Annotated in this window: 19 protein-coding genes; 2 read left to right on the plus strand and 17 right to left on the minus strand. The window is 45.3% G+C overall.

Annotated elements, in window-relative coordinates; translation table 11 throughout:
- Positions 1–13: 13 nt before the first annotated feature.
- The 13 genes from Q9312_RS14525 to hslV form a co-directional block, all read right to left on the minus strand.
- Positions 14–424, minus strand: coding sequence for a GFA family protein (locus tag Q9312_RS14525; protein WP_309201579.1), 411 nt, complete (start codon positions 422–424; stop codon positions 14–16).
- A gap of 24 nt (positions 425–448) precedes the next feature.
- The gene (locus Q9312_RS14530; protein ID WP_309201580.1) at positions 449–904 is read right to left on the minus strand and encodes a DUF4442 domain-containing protein; all 456 of its coding nucleotides are present in this window, start codon (positions 902–904) and stop codon (positions 449–451) included.
- Positions 894–1,679, minus strand: coding sequence for a twin-arginine translocase subunit TatC (gene tatC, locus Q9312_RS14535; RefSeq protein ID WP_309201581.1), 786 nt, complete (start codon positions 1,677–1,679; stop codon positions 894–896). Before tatC ends, Q9312_RS14530 begins: the two co-directional genes overlap by 11 nt.
- A 2-nt stretch (positions 1,680–1,681) precedes the next feature.
- Positions 1,682–1,942: a hypothetical protein gene (locus Q9312_RS14540; protein WP_309201582.1), complete on the minus strand. Its 261-nt coding sequence runs from the start codon at positions 1,940–1,942 to the stop codon at positions 1,682–1,684.
- Complete coding sequence (gene tatB, locus Q9312_RS14545; RefSeq protein ID WP_309201583.1) at positions 1,926–2,180, minus strand: Sec-independent protein translocase protein TatB; 255 nt, start codon at positions 2,178–2,180, stop codon at positions 1,926–1,928. Before tatB ends, Q9312_RS14540 begins: the two co-directional genes overlap by 17 nt.
- A gap of 15 nt (positions 2,181–2,195) precedes the next feature.
- Positions 2,196–2,420, minus strand: coding sequence for a Sec-independent protein translocase subunit TatA (tatA, locus tag Q9312_RS14550; RefSeq protein WP_309201584.1), 225 nt, complete (start codon positions 2,418–2,420; stop codon positions 2,196–2,198).
- A gap of 30 nt (positions 2,421–2,450) precedes the next feature.
- Complete coding sequence (locus tag Q9312_RS14555) at positions 2,451–2,786, minus strand: histidine triad nucleotide-binding protein (protein WP_309201585.1); 336 nt, start codon at positions 2,784–2,786, stop codon at positions 2,451–2,453.
- Positions 2,787–2,910: 124 nt separating this feature from the next.
- Positions 2,911–4,539 (minus strand): ubiquinone biosynthesis regulatory protein kinase UbiB, encoded by a 1,629-nt coding sequence (gene ubiB / locus Q9312_RS14560; RefSeq protein WP_309201586.1) that lies wholly within the window; start codon positions 4,537–4,539, stop codon positions 2,911–2,913.
- 15 nt (positions 4,540–4,554) lie between these two features.
- On the minus strand, positions 4,555–5,190 hold the full coding sequence (locus Q9312_RS14565) for a ubiquinone biosynthesis accessory factor UbiJ (protein ID WP_309201587.1): 636 nt from the start codon (positions 5,188–5,190) through the stop codon (positions 4,555–4,557).
- Between the two features lie 12 nt (positions 5,191–5,202).
- A complete protein-coding gene (gene ubiE, locus Q9312_RS14570) occupies positions 5,203–5,946 on the minus strand; it encodes a bifunctional demethylmenaquinone methyltransferase/2-methoxy-6-polyprenyl-1,4-benzoquinol methylase UbiE (protein ID WP_309201588.1) in 744 nt (247 codons plus the stop codon).
- A gap of 28 nt (positions 5,947–5,974) precedes the next feature.
- A complete protein-coding gene (locus Q9312_RS14575) occupies positions 5,975–6,358 on the minus strand; it encodes a gamma-butyrobetaine hydroxylase family protein (protein ID WP_309201589.1) in 384 nt (127 codons plus the stop codon).
- A 109-nt stretch (positions 6,359–6,467) separates the two neighbouring features.
- Positions 6,468–7,802, minus strand: a complete 1,335-nt coding sequence (gene hslU, locus Q9312_RS14580; RefSeq protein ID WP_309201590.1) for an ATP-dependent protease ATPase subunit HslU — start codon at positions 7,800–7,802, stop codon at positions 6,468–6,470.
- 27 nt (positions 7,803–7,829) lie between these two features.
- Positions 7,830–8,375: an ATP-dependent protease subunit HslV gene (gene hslV / locus Q9312_RS14585; protein ID WP_309201591.1), complete on the minus strand. Its 546-nt coding sequence runs from the start codon at positions 8,373–8,375 to the stop codon at positions 7,830–7,832.
- Positions 8,376–8,599: 224 nt separating this feature from the next.
- Between hslV and rapA the strand changes: the two genes are divergently transcribed.
- Complete coding sequence (gene rapA / locus Q9312_RS14590; protein ID WP_309201592.1) at positions 8,600–11,449, plus strand: RNA polymerase-associated protein RapA; 2,850 nt, start codon at positions 8,600–8,602, stop codon at positions 11,447–11,449.
- Positions 11,450–11,481: 32 nt separating this feature from the next.
- On the opposite strand, the gene Q9312_RS14595 is transcribed toward rapA, so the two are convergent.
- From Q9312_RS14595 to Q9312_RS14605, 3 genes are all read right to left on the minus strand, one after another.
- Positions 11,482–12,051: an SPOR domain-containing protein gene (locus tag Q9312_RS14595; protein WP_309201593.1), complete on the minus strand. Its 570-nt coding sequence runs from the start codon at positions 12,049–12,051 to the stop codon at positions 11,482–11,484.
- A gap of 248 nt (positions 12,052–12,299) precedes the next feature.
- A complete protein-coding gene (argS, locus tag Q9312_RS14600) occupies positions 12,300–14,003 on the minus strand; it encodes an arginine--tRNA ligase (protein WP_309201594.1) in 1,704 nt (567 codons plus the stop codon).
- Positions 14,004–14,236: 233 nt separating this feature from the next.
- On the minus strand, positions 14,237–16,378 hold the full coding sequence (locus Q9312_RS14605) for a primosomal protein N' (RefSeq protein WP_309204513.1): 2,142 nt from the start codon (positions 16,376–16,378) through the stop codon (positions 14,237–14,239).
- Between the two features lie 274 nt (positions 16,379–16,652).
- Between Q9312_RS14605 and rpmE the strand changes: the two genes are divergently transcribed.
- Positions 16,653–16,868: a 50S ribosomal protein L31 gene (gene rpmE, locus Q9312_RS14610; RefSeq protein ID WP_309201595.1), complete on the plus strand. Its 216-nt coding sequence runs from the start codon at positions 16,653–16,655 to the stop codon at positions 16,866–16,868.
- Positions 16,869–16,977: 109 nt separating this feature from the next.
- Here rpmE and Q9312_RS14615 read toward each other — a convergent pair whose 3' ends face one another.
- Positions 16,978–19,518 (minus strand): penicillin-binding protein 1A, encoded by a 2,541-nt coding sequence (locus Q9312_RS14615; protein WP_309201596.1) that lies wholly within the window; start codon positions 19,516–19,518, stop codon positions 16,978–16,980.
- Positions 19,519–19,555: the final 37 nt, after the last annotated feature.

The raw sequence follows: 19,555 nt of genomic DNA on the forward strand, positions 1-19,555 counted from the left end.
AAAAAACTAACGGTTACTTCGTCTTTTTCGTCGGGAAAGCGTCGTGCTTATCAAGTTCGCACACATCTTTAAACCAACTCGCGTGCGAGTTCCAAAAGATATTTCCTTGCGGTTCAATATTTGGTGACTCGTCTAATGTACCAACGGGCACGATCACATTGCTGCCACCTTGTACTAACCAGGGTAACGAAGAGCCGCATTGCCGACAAAACTGAGTAGCGAAATACTTTGCATCAGAAACTTCATAACGACCAACGTATTCTTCGCCAGTTATCCAGTTAAATTGTGCAGGAGGAACGAACAAGTTGGGCGCGAATGCGCTCCCAGTAAATTTACGACAGCGACTGCAATGACAGTATTGAAATATTTTAAACGGTGGTTTGATCTCATAGGTCACTGTCTGACATAAACATGAGCCTTTCATGGGCGACTCCTATTGTTAAAAACATTAACGTTTACGGCGAACGTGCAAAATCTTTGTCACTTTAGCAACTAGCTGCTGATTGGCATCGAAGATGTCTACTTCGAATTCAGGTTCGTACTTTTCTTGTTGGTCGGTGAGTTGTTTTATTTCTAACACTTTTTCTGGCGAGAGTTTGAACTCACAATAGACATCGGTGGTTCCTGGTCGAATATATTTAATCGTCGCCCCCTTGTCCCAAACAATATAATCGCGGCCTAACTGGTTCACTAATAACAAGGCGTAAAATGGATCAGTCATAGAGTAAAGCGAGCCGCCATAAGCGGTACCGAAATAATTGCTGTTAAGACGTCCTTTGCGAAGTTTAACTCTGGCGTAATCCCATTGTTCAGTGATCTCTAAAACTTTTAATCCAGCGCCTAAGTAGGGAGGCCAAATATTGAAAAGTCGTTTTAACCAGATGGCGTTGAGTTTACGTTTCATCACTAGGCTTTTCAGCGGGTGAAGGTTTTATCCAGGTCGCTAGAAATAACCCTAACTCAAACAGCATCCACATAGGAACGGCAAGTAAGGTTTGTGAAATCATATCGGGCGGCGTCAGGAGCATGCCGATGACGAAAGCGCCGACAATAATGTAAGGTCGCTTTTCTTTCAAATTCGCAACAGTGGTCGTTCCGCTCCACACAAGCAACATAGTGACGATGGGCACTTCAAAGGCAACGCCGAATGCAAAAAACAGTTTTAACATGATGTTTAAGCTGTCGGTCATATCGGGTATGTAACGAATGCCTTCGGGAATCACCGATGGGAAAAACTGAAACATCAATGGGAAGACAATAAAATAACAAAACACCATGCCGCTGTAAAAGAGCACAACGCTACTGAATAATAACGGAATCGCTAAACGTTTTTCGTTTTGATACAGCGCTGGAGAAATAAATGCCCATAGCTGATGCAGAACAACCGGTATGGCTAAAAAGAAAGCCAGTACCAATGATAATTTAAAAGGGGTGAAAAAAGGAGCAATGACACTGGTAGACACCATTTCACTGCCTTCTGGAAGATGGGCGATTAAAGGTTTTGCCACAATAAGGTAAAGATCATTGGCGAAATAAACCAGCCCTAAAAAGAGAACAACAATGGTGATAACTGCTTTTAACAGACGTGATCTTAATTCTACTAAATGACCCAGTAGTGGCATTTCCGCAGCGCTATTTTGGGACTCATCTTTTGCTGCATTCGATTGTGGTTCAGTCATGCTTAGTTACCGCTATGGTCCTTTGGACGGGCAATTTTCTCTGCCGACGCTGTCGGTTCGTTCGCTTGGCGTTGCTCTCTTGGTAAGGGTTCAAACTCGACTGGATTGTCACATCCTGACTGCTCATCAAGCTCATCGTCTGGTTGACTATCTATGGATTGATGGTGCTCTGTCTGCTGTTGTTTATCGCGTTCAAACTGCTGGCGAGTCTCGGCAATTTTTTTCTGCAACTCTTCAGGTGTCTCTTCAGGCGTCTTTTTCATCCATAGGACGATTCATAAATGCGTCCATTTGTTGTTGCTGTTGTTTAATTTGCTGACGAAGTTCGTCAATTTGTAACTCGCGATCAATTTCTTGTTTGAACGAGCTAAAGGCGCGGCGGGCCTTTCCAATCCAGCGTCCAATAGCGCGTGCAGCAACAGGCAAACGCTCAGGCCCTAAGACCACGAGACCAACAATTGTTACCAAGCAGAGCTCTAGAAAACCAATATCGAAAGGCATGGTAGTAAAGGCAGCTTATCGATGTTCTTGGTCTTTTTGCTTTTCGGTTACTTCACCTTCAATGACGTCTTCTTCTTTTGGCAAGTTCTTTTGCGCGTCATTTTGCTCTTCATCGTTCATACCTTTTTTAAACCCTTTTACTGCAGCGCCTAAATCACCGCCAACGTTACGGAGTTTTTTAGTACCGAAGAGTAATATGACGATCAATAAGATGATCAATATCTGCCACATACTTATCATGTTGCTAGTTCCTTATCATTCAATCTATGTTTAGGCGAAAGGCATTGGCCCGCCACCGAGGAGGTGAAAATGTATATGAAAAACTTCTTGTCCACCGCCTTTTCCGGTATTTAAAACGGTTCTGAAACCATCGTTCAGGCCATGCTGCTGCGCAAGCTTGGGTAGTGTAAGCATAATATGTGACATTAATTCACTGTCGTCTGCGTTAGCTTCAGCCAGACTGTGTATATGTTTACGAGGAACAACCAACACATGAGTAGGGGCCTTAGGAGCAATATCGTGAAAGACCACTAGCTGTTCATCTTGATACACCTGCTTTGATGGTATTTCACCAGCAATGATTTTACAGAATAAGCAGTCACTCATAGCGTCTCCTATTGGTATTCAAAGTGTTGGTCGCATTTGCCATACCGTTTCGGTCTACAAGTTTATGGCTCATGTGGTCTCATGTCTACGGTAATTTGCTGTTTATGAGCGCTAACGCAAGGTTTCAACGGCTTAAAGAAAGGATAAAAAAGACCGCACTAATTGCCCCACTGGTTATCGCGAACGCAGGTTGTGAAGTGCTTACAAAGCCGGTTGCTAGTATGGCCAAACTTGTTCCAATTAATGCACAGTTGAGCTTTTGGCTATTTTTTTTCTGTCGCGCTTGCTGAACTTGTATTAACGGTTGAAATTGAGCCAGCTGCTCACTGGTTTGGCTTTGCTGCTCAAGAAACTGTGCTAGCTTCTCGGGCATTTCTGGAAACTCTTCAATCCAAGTTGGCCATTTGTTTCGAAGTCGTCGAACTATCGCTTTTACGCCATATTGCTGTTTGACCCAGTCTTTTAAAAAGGGTTTGGCTGTCGCCCATAAATCTAAATCTGGATAGAGCTGTCGTCCAAGACCTTCAATATACAAAAGCGTTTTTTGGAGCAAGACCAACTGGGGTTGAACTTCCATATTAAAACGTCGGGCAACTTGGAACAATTGAATTAAAAAGTGGCCGAATGAAATTTCTGATAATGGTTTACCAAAAATTGGTTCGCATGCGGTTCGAATGGCCGACTCAAATGCTTCAACCGGCGTCTCAGCGGGGATCCAACCTGATTGGATATGGAGCTCGGCAATGCGTCGATAATCACGGTCGAAAAACGCGACAAAGTTTTCCGCAAGATAGCGCTTATCGTTAGCGCCTAGCGTGCCCATGATTCCACAGTCGATACCAATGTAAACCGGCTTCTGGGGATCTCTAACATCAACAAATATATTGCCGGGGTGCATATCGGCGTGAAAAAAGCTATCACGAAAGACTTGAGTAAAAAATATTTCGACACCACGATGAGCCAGCTCTTGCATATCGGTATTGGCTGCTTTGAGAGCGTTGACATCAGAAATTGGAATGCCATAAATCCGCTCTTGAACCATGACTTTTTCTCGGGTTAAGTCCCAATAGACTTCTGGAATATACAGTAACTCGCTGTTTTCAAAGTTGCGTTTTAGTTGAGAGGTGTTGGCCGCTTCAGTGCGTAAATCAAGTTCGTTATAGATCGTTGCTTCATAATCTGAAACAACGTGTTTGGGTTTAAAGCGTTTTGCTTCACTAAAATATCTTTCAACCCAAGAAGCTAGTTGACGGAGCAGTGCCAGATCTCTTTTAAGTTGTGCGCGAATGCCTGGACGAATGACTTTAACGACCACTGCCTTTCCATTGGGTAAGGTCGCAGCGTGGACTTGAGCCATTGAAGCTGAGGCTAATGGCGTTGCCGAAAAATCATTAAAGACATCGCTAACTGGCTGCCCTAATTGTTGTTCAATTCTTGCTTTGGCCTGCTGTTCAGGAAAAGGTGGTACCTTATCTTGCAATAACATAAGCTCATCGGCGAGATCCGGTGGCAGTAAGTCGCGACGAGTTGATAACATTTGGCCAAACTTAACGAAGATAGGACCGAGCTCCGTGAGTGCTTCTCTAACACGTTGACCTTGAGGAATTTGCGAGTTACAACGTCGCGTCAATGCAACGAGTCGAAGCAATGGAATAAAGGGTTTTAATGGAGTATCGCTAAAATACTCATCGAGTCGATATTTGATCAACACTCGGTTAATCGTCATTGCTCGGCGCAGATTTTTAAACGTCATACCGAAAGCCGACTCCTATGAACTCATTTTATTAGTTAAGACTGAAATTCTAGCTTCTAAGCGGCTGACATCAGATTTTAGTTCATCGATCTCAGAAAATAGCGTGTCTGCTTCGCTGACCGTTGGCGTTAATAGTAACTCTTCGGTCATGTATTCTTGACTGTTTTGCTTAAAGGTAAAAAAGCTTTTTTTGGCAAACTGATGAAACTGCTTGAGTGATCGACCTGCCTGATGAGCAAAGATATCACCGGTGTATTTGGATAAAGCTTCCTCCCAGTCTAGATCCAACTGTTGCCAAAATGCTTGAAAGGTTTGGGCCGTGTTAATTTCACCGCTAAAGTGTAGCTCACCGGTAAAAAATGCATCACCGCCGCGTTGTTGTTGTGCCATATTAAAAAAAGCGAAGCTGGTGCCACTGAGTGTTACATTGGCACTGTGCTCTAGGCGACTGTGGACCGCTACAATGGGTTGTCCGGCAATGGGCGACTCATTAAACGCTAGCCAAAACTCAAGTTCCCAGTCAGTAAGAGAGAGACATATGGTTTTTCCAGCCAATGGCTGAGCTTTATGCAAGACATCGGAATCGAGCGCAATCACTTGATTGAGCATCTTTTCAATCACGGTAGCGAGGGCTAAATTTAAGCTACTCATAGTGTTGAAAAATTAAAACTTAAAGCCACGGTGCAAAGCGACGATGCCGCCGGTCATGTTCTGATAATCAACTTCATCAAAGCCAGCCGCTAGCATCATGCTTTTTAAGGTTTCTTGGTCAGGATGCATTCGAATCGACTCGGCTAAATATTGATAGCTGTCGCTGTCGTTAACTAATAATTTACCCATTTTGGGAAGTAAATTAAAAGAATAAAAATCGTAAGCTTTGCTGAGTAACGGTAATTCTGGCTTTGAGAATTCTAATACGAGCAATCGACCGCCAGGTTTTAGTACGCGCTGCATGCTGGCCAATGCTTTCTCTTTATCAGTAACATTGCGCAGCCCGAAGCCAATGGTGATCACATCAAAAGTATTGTCGGCAAAAGGAAGTGATTCTGCATTGACTTGAGCGAATTCAATCCTTCCACCATAACCCCTGTCGATGAGCTTATCGCGCCCGACATTTAACATGGAGGCGTTGATATCGGCCAGAATGACTTGGCCACTAGCACCCACTTTGTCTGCAAACTTCATGGCTAAGTCGCCTGTTCCACCGGCTAAGTCCAAAACTTTATGTCCGGGTCTCACACCACTCATTTCAATGGTAAAACGTTTCCATAAACGATGAATACCCATCGACATGACATCATTCATTAGATCGTACTTGGCGGCGACAGAATGAAAGACATCGGCAACCTTATGCTGTTTCTGTTCAACGTCGACGGTTTGATAACCAAAATGTGTTTTATCGCTCATTCGCGGATACCGTTATGTAAGTGTGAAATTAAGTTATCTTTTTAAACTTGGGCTCGCTATTTGGTTCGCGCGAAGCATGCTCTTGTTGCAGTCGGTTTAAATAGTTCTGCCACAAGGTCTCTTGTTGGGCGCCAAGTTCTTGAAAGGTCTGCCAAGTATACAGTCCTGAATCATGGCCGTCATCAAAGGTAATTTGAATGGCATAGTGCCCGACGGGTTTCAGGTTAGTGATTCGAACCTGCTTTTTACCGGCCACTAATTTTAGCGGACCACCGCCGTGTCCTCGAACTTCGGCAGAAGGTGAGTATACTCGTAAAAACTCAGCACTAAATTGATAGCTATGTTCAGCAAATATCACTTCCAAATATTGGCTTTTTTGGTGAAATTTTATATCGAGTGGAGCTTGAGTCACAAAAATAACCTCAACGACAAGGCGTTTTGATTCGGTAGCGCAAGTGTAGCAACTTTTCGATCATAACGTCATCTGTTGCTACACTCGCCATGGTGAGTTTAGAGAAGGTTTAGAGGATAAAGCGGCTTAAATCTTCATCTTCAACTAGGTCAGTCAGTTGTTGATTGACATAAGCTGCATCGATGGTCACTGCCTCATCTACCTCAGAGGCGCTGAAACTAATGTCTTCGAGCAGTTTTTCCATCACCGTTTGTAAGCGGCGAGCGCCAATATTCTCGGTACGCTCGTTGACTTGCCAAGCTATCTCTGCAATTCGCTGAATGCCACTGTCGGCAAACTCGATCTGACGATTTTCGGTGGCCATTAGAGCTTTGTATTGCTTTGTGAGCGAGGCGTCGGGCTCGGTCAGAATACGAATGAAATCATTGGTTGATAGCGCCTTCAACTCCACGCGGGTAGGCAATCGACCTTGTAATTCGGGAATCAAATCTGACGGTTTGGCCAAATGAAATGCCCCTGAGGCAATGAATAAAATGTGGTCTGTTTTTATCATTCCGTACTTGGTGCTGACCGTGCAACCCTCGACGAGCGGTAATAGGTCTCTTTGTACACCTTCGCGAGAGACATCACCACCGGACGCTTCTTGGCGTTTTGCCACCTTATCAATTTCATCAATAAACACTATTCCGTTTTGCTCAACGGCGTCAACGGCATTGTTTTTTAAGTCGTCTAAATTGATCAGCCGCTCCGCTTCTTCTTCGCGAATGAGCTTAAACGCGTCTTTAACTTTCAACTTCCGACGTTTAGTTTTACCTGGAGACATGTTCTGAAACATGTTTTGTAGCTGACTGGTCATTTCTTCCATGCCAGGTGGTGCCATAATTTCGACACCAACTTGTGGCGCAGCAATATCGACTTCGATTTCTTTATCGTCGAGTTCACCCTCACGTAACTTTTTACGAAACAGTTGTCGGCTGGCGCTCTCTTGCTCTGGTTGTGAATCGCTGGTATCGAAGCCCATACTCCGAGGTGGCGGTAATAAGGCGTCAAGAATGCGCTCTTCTGCGGCATCTTCGGCCCTGGGTTTTACTCGTTCAACTTCTTGCTCTCGCAGCATTTTAAACGCCGCATCGACTAAATCACGGACAATGGAGTCGACATCGCGTCCTACATAGCCAACTTCGGTAAATTTAGTGGCCTCGATTTTTATAAAGGGTGCATTGGCTAATTTCGCTAAGCGCCGAGCAATTTCTGTTTTCCCGACCCCGGTAGGGCCAATCATAAGAATGTTCTTGGGAGTAATTTCATTGCGCAATTGGTCATCAACTTGCATTCGACGCCAGCGGTTACGTAGGGCAATAGCCACTGCGCGCTTAGCGGCATCTTGGCCGATAATGTGTTTATCTAATTCGTGAACAATCTCTCGTGGAGTCATGTGTGACATAGTGAACTCTCTCGCTCTCAAAGTCGGTTAATCAAGGACTTCGATGGTTAAATTTTGGTTGGTGTATACGCAGATATCACCGGCAATTTTTAAGCTGGCCTGAACAATCTCTTTAGCACCCATGTCGGTGTTTTCGAGCAGTGCTTTGGCAGCTGATTGAGCAAAGGCGCCACCGGATCCAATGGCTAATAATCCGCCATCTTCTAATTCAGGTTCAATCACATCGCCGTTGCCAGAAATAATAAATGAATGCTCGTGGTCTGCCACGATTAACATGGCCTCTAAGCGCCGTAGCATACGGTCTGTACGCCAGTCTTTGGCGAGCTCGACAGCGGCTCGTAGTAATTTGCCTTGATGCATTTCTAACTTGGCCTCAAAACGCTCGAATAGCGTAAAGGCGTCGGCAGTACCGCCGGCAAATCCGGCCAAAACTTTATTGTGGTATAACCGGCGAACCTTGCGTGCATTGCCTTTCATTACGGTATTCCCAAGGGATACTTGGCCGTCTCCGCCAATGACGACTTGTCCTTTTCGACGGACTGAGACAATGGTGGTTCCTCGAAACTGTTCCAAAATAGACTCCTGCTGCTCTTGGTGGGTCAGTTGCCTATAAGTGGGGATCAGATATTGGAATTCAAGGCTTGGGTGTGTCGGGCTGTTGATTTACTGATCGTCGACTCGAAACAGCTATCTACCCAAAAATCTTACTTGGTGGGCGATAGATAGCGGACTCAAGGCTTTAAATTCTCGTCATCGATGGTAGAATGCGCGCCCTTTCTGGTCGTCGGTGAATAAAAATGAGTCAAGTGGTGGTGGGTCAACGTTGGGTGAGTCATAGCGAGTCGAATTTGGGCTTGGGGATGATTCAGTCAGTGGAAGGTCGGCGAATGGAAATCTATTTTCCTGCTGTGAACGAGTCGCGCCATTATGCGATCGACAATGCGCCTGTCAGTCGAATTCAATACCAAAGCGGCGATCGAATTTCAGATATGGATGACCAAGTCTTCCAAGTCATTGAGGCCCACGAGCTCAATGGTTTAATGATCTATCTTGGTGAAGATGCGAACGGTGAGCAACACCAAATCACCGAGCTCCACCTTAATTGTTATGTTCAATTTAACGCTCCGGAAAAACGCCTCTTAAATGGTCAGATAGACTCAGATGACAGCTACCAGCTGAGGTTTGATACCTTTGCTCATCTTGATCGCTTACAACAATCACCTGTGCAGGGCTTGTTGGGACCTCGAGTAGAACTATTACCTCATCAATTATATATCGCCCATGAGGTCGCTCACCGACCCGCACCTCGTGTGCTATTGGCAGATGAAGTTGGCCTGGGTAAAACCATTGAGGCTGGAATGATTATTCACCAGCAAATAGTCACTGGCCGTTCTGAGCGAGTATTGATTTTGGTACCAGACAGTCTAGTGCATCAATGGCTGGTAGAAATGTTGCGTCGTTTTAACTTGCGTTTTGCGTTGTACGACAAACCGCGATTCGATGCATTGCAGGCGCAGCCGATTCGCGATCTTGATAATGATGAAGAGGTGAATCCTTTTGCGATGGAACAGTTTATCATCGCGAGCCTTGATGGGTTGATGGAGTCGCCAGACATGCAGCAGCATTTATTGGTGTCGGACTGGGACCTTCTCGTGGTCGACGAAGCTCACCATTTGCGTTGGTCTGAGCAGGCATCAGGTGAGGACTATCAATTAGTTGAGCAGGTAGCGAGTCGCTCCGAAGGTGTTTTGTTGTTAACGGCGACGCCAGAGCAAGCGGGCTTAGACAGCCATTTTGCACGCTTAAGATTGCTAGACCCGAAACGTTATCATGATCTTACTGCCTTTAAAGCTGAAGTCGCTGCGGAAACCGATCATCGTGAACTAATTGAAGCATTACAAGATACTGAGTTTAGCGATGTAGAGCGCTTAAAGAGTTTACTGCCAAACGAACTTCACTCGACGCTTACAGACAGTCTCGATGAAAGCATAAAACAGAAGTTACTTGATCAGTTAGTGGATCAATTTGGCAATGGTCGTGTGATGTTTCGTAACGCGCGTAGCTCATTAGATAACTTCCCAATTCGGTCGGTACAGAGTTATCCGATGCCTTGTCCAGAGATCTACCAACCCGAAGACGATGATCCTCTAAATGTCGGCATTGCTGGATTGACGCCAGAAGTTGAGTTGGTGCCTGACGTTTGGATCAAGCGCGATCCTCGAGTTGAGTGGTTGGAGCAAAAGCTTGAGCAACTGAGTGATGAGAAAGTTCTAGTGATTGCACATCATGCGAGTACCGCTTTAGCCTTACAACAACACTTCTCGCGAAAGTTGGCAGTAAAATGCAGCTGCTTTCATGAAGGACTTAGTCTCATAGAAAGAGATCGCGCGGCGGCGTATTTTGCCGATCGCGAAGAAGGTGCAAGAGTTTTATTTTGTTCGGAAATTGGCAGTGAAGGTCGTAACTTTCAATTTGCACATCACTTAGTTCTATTTGATCTTCCGGCCAACCCAGATTTGGTTGAGCAGCGTATTGGACGTTTGGATCGTATCGGCCAAACGCAGACGATCAATATTCATATTCCTTACCTTGAAGGCTCGTCTCAACATGTACTGTTCGACTGGTACCATAAGGGTCTTAATTTGTTCGAACAAAGTTTCAGTGCCGGATACAGTGTATTTCTCCGTTTTGAAGCGTCGTTGTTAGAGGCTATGACGAATTTAACTCAAGATCGCTCAGAGTTAATTATGCAAACACAGAAGGTGGTAGCCGATATTGTTCAACAGCAAGAGCTCGGGCGTAACAAATTATTGGAGCTGAATTCTTGTCGTCAACCGCAAGCTGACGAGTTGGTTGAGCAACTGATTGAAAACGAACAACATGAGGTGTTAACGAAATACTTTGAAGGCTTGTTAGAAGAGTTTGGAGTAGATTACGAAGATCATTCAGCGCTGAGTTGGATTGTTAGGCCCAGTGATCAAATGAAGCATTCTTATTTTCCTGCTTTAAAGGAAGAAGGGACAACGGTTACCCTCGATCGCATGAAAGCTTTATCGCGAGACGACATCGAGTTTTTGAGCTGGGAGCACCCGATGGTCTCAGAGTCGATGGAAATGTTGGCGAAAAGTGATGCAGGCAATACTTCGGTCACCACAATTTCTGTTAAGGGATTGAAGCCTGGAACGTTACTGCTAGAAACTTTTTACACGTTAGAATCGATAGCGCCGAAAAAATTACAACTCAGCCGCTATGTATCTGCAAAACCGCAACGGTTTTTAATCGACGCGACGGGTAAAGATTTATCAAAGGTAGTGAGTCATAGTGCTCTTAATCAATTAAGCCAACCTCTAAAAGGAAAAGTAGCCAGACAAATTGTCGCGCAAGTTAAAACTCAGGTTGCTCCGATGATTGAGTTGAGTCATCAACTTTCTCAAACCAAGGTTGCTGATATTAAGTCTCATGCGCGTTCAAAATTAAACGAAGCATTAAACGGTGAAATTGAACGACTACGACGTTTACGTGAGCGCAATTCGGCTATTCGAGAAGATGAAATTACTCGTTTAGAACAGCAAATACAGGATTGCGAAAGACACATTGAGAAGGCTCAGTTGCAATTGCAGGGAATAAAGCTGGTGATCGCTAGCTAAGCCAAGTATCGAGTGAAATTAAGGGTAGGAAGCTAAAGCTTCTTACCCCAAATTTTACAGTCATTGATGTCATTTTCTTGTAAACGGTGGCGAATGGATTCGGCTTGTCGCTTACTTGAAAATGGGCCTAATTGCACTCGGTACAAGCGGCGACTTTTCGTATCAATCGGAAGAATTTTGCTCTCAAAACCCAAAAACGCAATTTTTGCTTTTAGGGCATCGGCGTTTTTAACATCACCGAATGCAGCACATGGCATAACGTATTGCATTGAGACTTTGTTCTCAGGACGCTGTAGCTCTTCTTCGGGAATCACGACTTCTTTGTCTTCTAAAATATCGTGAAAAGTATATTTCGGAACCTCTTCAACTTTGGGTTGCGGCTTGGGTTGAGGTTTCGTTGTCGGTTGAACCGTCTGTTTAGACTCGATGGCCGTGTTTCCTGTTTGCGGAATAAATTTTAGATAAGCTAAAAAGGCCACAAATCCACCAACGATCATGCCGACAACCAAAACTGCTGCGGTGGGGAACCCTTGTTTTTTTCTTCGAGTTGCATTGCGAGTGCGCTTTTTGGGAGCGCTTTTTTTTGCGTAATCTCTAGCCATAAACTTTATTATTCCGTCCTGTCTACTTCTTCTGACTGGCGCAGAGTCTACGCCCAGGCGGCAGATCATTTTTGTTCGCTCGACTTTTCGTTAAGCTCAATAGATATTTTGCTATCAGAGTCTCTTTATGCGTAGACTCTCTTTTTGTTCAGACTCTATTCTTGTTTAGAGTCCTTTTAAGTGTAGAGTCTCTTTGTGTTGAGAGTACTAACGAGCGTAACCGCTCGTTGTGTTTACTCGCATCAGAACTACATTTTTTGTGGAGCAGTGACTCCGAGCAAGTCTAATCCATTTTTAAGCACTTGTTTCACTGCACTGATTAAAGTTAAACGTGCATCACACAAGTTTTGCTCTTCGACTATCCAGCGTTTCGAGTCATCATCAGAGCCAACTTGATAATACCCATGCAGTAGTGCAGCTAACTCACGTAAGTAATGCGCGATAACATGTGGTTCGCAATGTTTCGCTGCATTTCTTACCAAGTCAGGGAACTGGCTCATTTTGTCCATTAAATCGGTTTCTTGTGGTAAATCGAGCTGCTCTAAATGATTCAGACCATTGCTGATATCAAAGGTTCTTTCTTGCTCAGTGAGTTTACGTAACGCAGAGCAAACTCGAGCATGAGCGTATTGAATATAAAACACGGGGTTGTCAGTGGTTTGTGACTTGGCCAATTCAATATCAAAAGTTAATTGCGACTCAGCACGACGGGCCGCTAAGAAATAACGGGTAGCATCGCGTCCCACTTCATCGATTAAATCGCGAAGAGTGACATAGCTGCCTGCACGTTTGGATATTTTGACTTCTTCACCACCGCGCATAACGGTGACCATCTGATGCAAAACGTAATCTGGGTAGCCTTCAGGGATCTCCATATTCAATGCTTGCAGGCCAGCTCTTACGCGGGTAATGGTAGAGTGATGATCGGCGCCTTGCTCATTAATGACGCGTTTAAATCCTCGTTGGTATTTATCGAGGTGGTAGGCGACATCGGGCACAAAATAAGTATATCCACCGTCTTTTTTGCGCATAACACGATCTTTGTCATCACCGAATTCAGTGGTTTTAAGCCATAAGGCACCACCTTCTTCGTAGGTGTATCCCTGAGCTATCAATCGTTGCACCGTTTGTTCTACTTTACCGTCTTGATATAACGACGATTCTAAAAAGTAGTTATCAAAATTGACTGCAAAGGCTTTAAGATCGAGATCTTGCTCGCGACGGAGATAAGCGACCGCAAAATGTCGGATGGCATCCAAGTCATCGATATCACCTTTGCCGACGACATGTTGATCTTCGGCATCGATCGCCGCTTTCGCCATATAGTCATTGGCGACATCGTTGATGTAATCGCCTTGATACCAATCAGGTTGCCATTGCTCATCGTCGGGTGATAGGCCTTTGCATCGAGCCTGCACTGAATGGGCTAAATTATTAATCTGTTGTCCGGCGTCATTGTAGTAAAACTCTGCTGTCACCGACCAACCATTAGCTTTGAGTAATCGGCAGATACTGTCTCCCACCGCCGCGCCACGGCCATGACCAATATGTAATGGCCCGGTTGGATTGGCTGAAACAAATTCCACCTGAACCGCTTGGTTCTGTCCGTCACTGTTGTGTCCAAAGCGATCGTTTTGCTCAATAACTTGCTGCACGATCGCGCTTTGGGCGGCTTGCGCCATAAAGAAGTTAATAAAGCCTGGGCCCGCGATGACCACCTCGGTAATAGCCGGTGAGTCAGGTAACGCGTTGACAATCATTTCGGCAACGTCACGCGGTGGTTTGCCCACGGGCTTAGCTAAAAGCATTGCCAAATTCGTCGCAAGATCACCGTGTGCTTTATCTTTGGTGTGAGTAACCTGAAGGTTCGGCGAAAAGTCGGGCGCGAGTACGCCAGTGCTTTTTAGTTGCGCTATGGCCTGTTCGAGAAGATTGACGAGCGTGTCTTTCATTGCGGTTAATAAACTTTAATTTAATTGAAATAATCGGCTTATTATCCTTGAAAAAATTCTGATTATCGATAGATAAAACTAAGTAATTTCGCCGAAATTAGAATTTTTTAGCCGTGGTTTCAGATGATTTTCGAATATCACCAAGTTTTAATGAGGCTAGGCAGCGAATTATCCTTCTTAGCAGTCTACGCAAATTAAAAAGCTGCGACCAATCGGCTTTGCTTTGGTGGTTGCTAGAGTAAGTCTTGTGGGTCAATGTCGAGAGACCAACGAACGCGACTCGCCAAAGGTAAATTTTCTATATCGGGCAATATCTGCGAAATAGCCGGGTGCAACTCTGAGCGTCGAGTGGCGTTAATCAATAATTGGAAGCGATACCGACCGGCTTTTCGGCTGATAGCACAGGCGACAGGGCCGAGCAGTTCTAGTTGACTATTGGTGGCGCTCATTCGCTCTCGTGCAGCTGATAGAAAGTCTAACGCTTGTTGTTTGTTGTGGCTTTCGGCTCGAATTAACGCCATGTGAGTGTGAGGAGGTAGTAATGAAGCCGCTCGCTCCTGCAGTAACGTTTTCGCCACTTGCTGATAATTTAAATGAGTGAGTGAGCGTAACAATGGGTGGTCCGGGTGATGTGTTTGAATCATTACTTCACCTTGTGTCAGTTCTCGACCAGCTCTTCCTGCGACTTGAATGAGCAATTGTGCCGCACGTTCCGGCGCTCTAAAGTCACTACTGAACAAGGCTCCATCAATATCTAAAACAGCCACTAGGGTGACCTTGGGAAAGTGATGACCTTTCGCAATCATTTGGGTGCCAACCAACAGGCGCGTTGATCCAGATTTTGCGGCTTCAATGTATTGGCTCATCGCTTGTTTGCGGCGAGTGGTATCACGATCGATACGTTGAATCGGATAGTCGGGGAAGCGCTTTGCTAGAAACTGCTCGATGCGCTCAGTGCCTTGGCCGACAGAAATCAGCTCTTTTTCGTGGCATTTTGGACAATGATCGGGATGCTTTTGGTAGTGGCCACAGTGGTGACATTGCAGATAAGAGTGGGAAGCTCCTTGATGCAGTGTTAAATAGCTGTCGCAGCGCTTACAGTCAGCAATCCAACCGCATTTGTGACACATTAGAATCGGCGCAAATCCGCGTCGGTTGATAAAGACCAATACTTGTTGCTGGTCCGCCAAGTGGCGTTCGATCGCCTGCAGTAAAGGCTGGCTGAACCCTTCTATCAATGGTTGATTTTTGCAGTCGAGTAACGTTAATGCGGGCGGAGGGTGACCACTTGCTCGATGCGTCAGTATAAGGTGCTTGTAGCGATCATTTAGCGCATTTTGTAGGCTCTCGAGTGATGGCGTTGCACTGCCTAAGATAACCGGTATGTTGGTGAGTTGGCCGCGCATAATGGCCAGATCGCGCGACGAGTATTTGAGCCCATCTTGCTGTTTAAACGATAGATCATGCTCTTCATCAACAATGATCATGCCCAGTGTTTTCATTGGTGTAAATATTGCTGAACGAGTGCCGATAATGATCTTGAGAATTCCTTCTCGAGCTTTTAACCAAGTCGTCAATCTTTGACCGTCAGTTAGACCCGAGTGCAGCACTCCAACTTGATTCGCGAAGCGCTGCTCAAAGCGTTGAACCGTTTGCGGGGTTAACCCGATCTCTGGGATCAGTATGAGTACTTGACGACCCAGTTCAATTTGTTTGGCGATCGCCTGTAAGTAGACTTCGGTTTTACCGCTCCCAGTGACGCCATCAATTAAAAGGGTTTTAAAGCAGTTTTGGTAGTCATTGATAGCATCGACTGCGGTGCGCTGTTGATCATTTAATGTTAGAGATTGACCGACCGTAACTTTGGCTGGTGTTTCGGATAAGTATTGGGCGTTTATCCAGCCTTTATTGGCTAAGCTGCGCAGTGTTGATGCACTGATGTCTTGAATGTTGAGTTCTTCTGAGCTGACTGGATTGGCGGCTTCAATAAAATATTGCATGGCTTGTCGCTGGCGTACGGCGCGAGCCGGTATCATGGCATAGTCAGTCTTGCCGAGTTCAGTGACTTGCCATGTTTTTTGTGGCTCTAATTTCGCTGGCTTTCCTTTGATAAGTGCATTGGGTAAAGCGGTGGCTAGTACATCACCCAGACTATGGTGATAGTAATGACTAGCTTTTATAAGTAAAGTCCAGAGGTTCGGATCAGTGAAAATGGGTTGAGTATCAATCACTTCAATCACTGACTTGAGATCTGTTTCGGTTAATGGTGTGTTTTCTAAGTTAGCACTTACTACACCAATCAGTTCTCTTGAACCAAATGGCACTTTGACTCGGCAGCCGATAGGGGGGCCGGAAGTGTGGTTTGATAGGTAAATTCGCGGCGCAGAGGCACTGGTAAGGCGACTGCTACCAAAGCGCTATCTGTCAAGATTGAGTTCTGCTTTAGTGGATCATGGTGCCCTATGGTATGCGTTGCTTCAAATAAGTAAAGTAAAAAGCCATGGGAATCGAGAGGTTAGTTTATTTATCTGATTCAGAGTGGTTGAATTTCGAACATGCTAAGAGTATGATCCGCGTCCCCTAATTGGGTGGATGGTGTTTTTGCCACAGGGGTAAAGATAGCGATCCACGTAGAAAGAGAGACATATTATGAAAGAAGGTATTCATCCTAAATACGAAGAAATTACAGCAAGCTGCAGCTGCGGTAATGAAATTAAAGTGGGTTCAACTTTGTGTAAAGACATTTCGCTAGACGTATGCTCTGCCTGTCACCCATTCTTTACCGGTAAGCAGAAAATTGTTGATACTGGCGGTCGTGTTGATCGTTTCCGTAAGCGTTTTGGTGCTCGTGGCGGCAAAAAATAAGCTTGTTCGGATTTATGAAAAAGGCGCCTTTGAGGCGCCTTTTTTGTTAGCTTTTGGTAAGGTCTTCGATTAGACGTTTTGTTAGGTCTCCAATGAGCGCTAGTCGCCGTTAAAAAACTTCGCCAAATGGATCGTCTTGTCCCGGCAAGGTTGTCTCAGGTTCTTTCTCCGGCAGATACTCTGAGCGGAATATTTCAAAAATCGTCTTTTCAGTTTGGCTATTTGCGAGCTTTCCAGTTTCTTGATTGATACGAGCGGTCACAATACCTTGTGGTTGTGCCATGGCATTGTGTGGTTTGTCAGCCAGCGCTAATTCCATAAATTTTTGCCAAATCGGTAAGGCTGCTTTACCGCCGTACTCACGATTTCCAAGAGTTAATGAGTAGTCTGCAAAGCCGACCCATGCGGTGGCTGCGTAATCACCGTTGAACCCAGAAAACCAAGCATCTTTCGCATCATTCGTGGTACCTGTTTTCCCACCAATATCTTGGCGTTTTAATAGCGGACTCTGCGAATTATGAAGTTGCCGCCAAGCAGTGCCTCGATGAATAACGTCTTGCATCATAGAGTTCACGATAAAGACATTTCGTTCATCGACCACTCGCTTTGCGATTTTATTTTCATCGATAGGTAACGCTGGCAATGGTTGCAATGGTTCATCTGTCGAATAGTCTACTGTCCAGTCAGTTGGCTGATTCGAAGGCTCTGTCGCGCCTGCTGTTAAGCTTGGTTCGGTATCGGAAGTAAGTTCTGCGACGGCGGTCATTTCTGCTTGTTTCGCTAACTGCTCTTCGCAAGGACGACAGACTTGGACTGGCTCAGCTTGAAAGATGATTTCTTCATTGGCACTCTCGATGCGTTCAATGAAATAAGGCTCCACTTGATAGCCAGTGTTTGCAAACACCGCATAACCACGAACGACCTCTAATGGCGTAAAGCTGGCACTGCCTAACGCCAATGACGTGTAGGGATCCATATATTCATCGGGAAAACCGAAGTTTAGGAGGTATTTTTCAGCATAGGCCGGATTGATCGCGTTCATTAATCGCACAGAAATGGAGTTGTTCGAGAAGCGTAACGCGTCGCGAAGGCGGGTAGGGCCTTTATAGCGACCACTGTCGTTTTTCGGACGCCAAAAGTCTTCTGCTGTTTTATCCTCTTTCACGAAAGGCGCATCGTTTAATACGCTCGCTGCGGTGTAGCCTTTCTCTAGGGCTGCTGAATAAATAAAGGGTTTAATGTTGGAGCCAGGCTGTCTTCGAGCTTGAGTCACCATATTGAATTGGTTGAGAGAGAAGTCGTAGCCACCCACTAACGCTTCAATGGCCCCCGTTTGTGGCTTGAGGGCGATAAAGCCACCGGCGACTTCAGGAATTTGGCTCAGTTTAAAGGCCCCATCGGGTTTTGCCAGTAGTCGTATTACGTCACCTTTTTTGACAATGTCGGCGGCGGTTTTAGGGGCAGGTCCGCGCGCATCTGAAGAAATAAAAGGCGAAGCCCATTTTATGTCTTCCCAGGTCAGTTCGACCGTTTGTTTATCGAGAGTCAGCGCGCTGAAGCTTTGGTCTTGAACACTGGTTACAATAGCTGGGTGAAGCAATGCCACCGCTGGCAAGCTTTCTAGATAAGACTGTAAGTCGTCATTCGACAGGGTTTCAATCGCTTCAATGGTTTGCTCAGGTCCGCGATAGCCGTGGCGCTCATCGTATTCAAGTAAACTTTGTCTTAATGCTGCTTGTGCGGCTACCTGCAGTTTATTGTTCACGGTGGTGAATACTCGCAATCCATTATTGTATGCAGCTTCACGACCAAAACGCTCAATCATGTCGCGACGAACCATTTCGGCAAGATAAGGCGCAGAGAAAGAGACATCGGCTCCGTGTTTACGCGTGTCGACAGGCTGCTCGATGGCCGATTGGTATTGCTCTTGGTTGATATAACCCTCGGCGAGCATTCGCCCTAACACATGATTTCGACGCTCGAGCGCACGATCGGGATTTGAAATGGGGTTGTAAATCGACTCCCCTTTCGGAATACCTGCGAGTACCGCTGCTTCATGAAGCTCTAACTCACCCAATTCTTTTCCGTAATACACCTGAGCCGCTGCACCTAAGCCATAGGCACGATGACTGAAGTGAGCCTTATTAATAAAGAGCTCTAAAATTTCATTCTTTGATATTTCTGACTCTATTTTCCAAGCCAAAAACATCTCTCGAAATTTTCGCGTGAACGTCTTCTTTCTATTGAGGTAAACATTTCGTGCAACGAGTTGAGTGATGGTACTTGCGCCCTGACTACGGGTACCGGTTGTGATATTGTTCACAAAAGCACGCATTACCCCTAAGAAATCTACGCCTGAGTGCTCGTAAAATCGTTTATCTTCTGTTGCAATAAGCGCGTGTATAAATGTTTGTGGTACCTCTCCTAACGTTACCGGTATTCGACGCTTATCCCCAAACTCAGCAATGAGTTCACCTTCTTGGCTGTAAACCGTCATGGGTGTCTGTAGACGTATGTCTCTTATGGAGTCGACATTAGGTAGGTGTGGGCCTAGATACAAATAAAGGCCGCAAAATCCCATAAATCCGGCGATCGCGAAGAGGATCACAAAATATACGCCTTTATTGATAGCACTCAGTAGATATTTCATAGGGTAGAAACTATATATTTAGTGGTCACTTATTAAT

The sequence above is a fragment of the Pleionea litopenaei genome, from assembly GCF_031198435.1.
GTDB lineage: Bacteria > Pseudomonadota > Gammaproteobacteria > Enterobacterales > Kangiellaceae > Pleionea > Pleionea litopenaei.

Bases quoted from the DNA above. Each gene is read 5' to 3' on its own strand.
- tatA (WP_309201584.1), bottom strand. From the start codon at position 2,420: ATGATAAGTATGTGGCAGATATTGATCATCTTATTGATCGTCATATTA.
- Q9312_RS14525 (WP_309201579.1), bottom strand. From the start codon at position 424: ATGAAAGGCTCATGTTTATGTCAGACAGTGACCTATGAGATCAAACCA.
- Q9312_RS14530 (WP_309201580.1), bottom strand. From the start codon at position 904: ATGAAACGTAAACTCAACGCCATCTGGTTAAAACGACTTTTCAATATT.
- Q9312_RS14615 (WP_309201596.1), bottom strand. From the start codon at position 19,518: ATGAAATATCTACTGAGTGCTATCAATAAAGGCGTATATTTTGTGATC.
- tatC (WP_309201581.1), bottom strand. From the start codon at position 1,679: ATGACTGAACCACAATCGAATGCAGCAAAAGATGAGTCCCAAAATAGC.
- ubiB (WP_309201586.1), bottom strand. From the start codon at position 4,539: ATGACGTTTAAAAATCTGCGCCGAGCAATGACGATTAACCGAGTGTTG.
- tatB (WP_309201583.1), bottom strand. From the start codon at position 2,180: ATGCCTTTCGATATTGGTTTTCTAGAGCTCTGCTTGGTAACAATTGTT.
- argS (WP_309201594.1), bottom strand. From the start codon at position 14,003: ATGAAAGACACGCTCGTCAATCTTCTCGAACAGGCCATAGCGCAACTA.
- hslU (WP_309201590.1), bottom strand. From the start codon at position 7,802: ATGTCACACATGACTCCACGAGAGATTGTTCACGAATTAGATAAACAC.
- Q9312_RS14540 (WP_309201582.1), bottom strand. From the start codon at position 1,942: ATGAAAAAGACGCCTGAAGAGACACCTGAAGAGTTGCAGAAAAAAATT.
- ubiE (WP_309201588.1), bottom strand. From the start codon at position 5,946: ATGAGCGATAAAACACATTTTGGTTATCAAACCGTCGACGTTGAACAG.
- rpmE (WP_309201595.1), top strand. From the start codon at position 16,653: ATGAAAGAAGGTATTCATCCTAAATACGAAGAAATTACAGCAAGCTGC.
- rapA (WP_309201592.1), top strand. From the start codon at position 8,600: ATGAGTCAAGTGGTGGTGGGTCAACGTTGGGTGAGTCATAGCGAGTCG.
- Q9312_RS14555 (WP_309201585.1), bottom strand. From the start codon at position 2,786: ATGAGTGACTGCTTATTCTGTAAAATCATTGCTGGTGAAATACCATCA.
- Q9312_RS14595 (WP_309201593.1), bottom strand. From the start codon at position 12,051: ATGGCTAGAGATTACGCAAAAAAAAGCGCTCCCAAAAAGCGCACTCGC.
- Q9312_RS14565 (WP_309201587.1), bottom strand. From the start codon at position 5,190: ATGAGTAGCTTAAATTTAGCCCTCGCTACCGTGATTGAAAAGATGCTC.